This window comes from Actinoplanes sp. DH11, assembly GCF_020873875.1.
In the GTDB taxonomy this organism is placed as follows: Bacteria; Actinomycetota; Actinomycetes; order Mycobacteriales; family Micromonosporaceae; genus Actinoplanes.
The window spans coordinates 1-255 of sequence record NZ_JAHWGU010000227.1 but is presented as its reverse complement, the minus strand read 5'-3'; the positions used below and the strand labels follow the sequence as shown (position 1 = coordinate 255).

Here is a 255-nt window from a genome sequence, read left to right as displayed (position 1 = left end):
GCACCGACTCCCCCGGCACCTCAACGCCCGGACCCTGCTCCAAGATCACGTGCGCGTTCGTGCCACTGATCCCGAACGACGACACCGCCGCCCGACGCGGCCGGTCCTGCACCCGCCACTCGACCGGTTCAGTGAGCAGCTCCACCGCACCGGACTCCCAATCCACGTGCGGGGTCGGCTCATCCACATGCAAGGTGCGCGGCATCACACCGTGCCGCATCGCCTGCACCATCTTGATGATCCCGGCGACACCCG

General features: G+C 68.6%; 1 protein-coding gene. It reads right to left on the bottom strand.

The genetic code is table 11. The features are described from left to right. Positions 1 to 255: ketoacyl-synthetase C-terminal extension domain-containing protein (locus LPA41_RS43925; RefSeq protein WP_304523834.1), on the bottom strand; the 255-nt coding region annotated here is incomplete at both ends.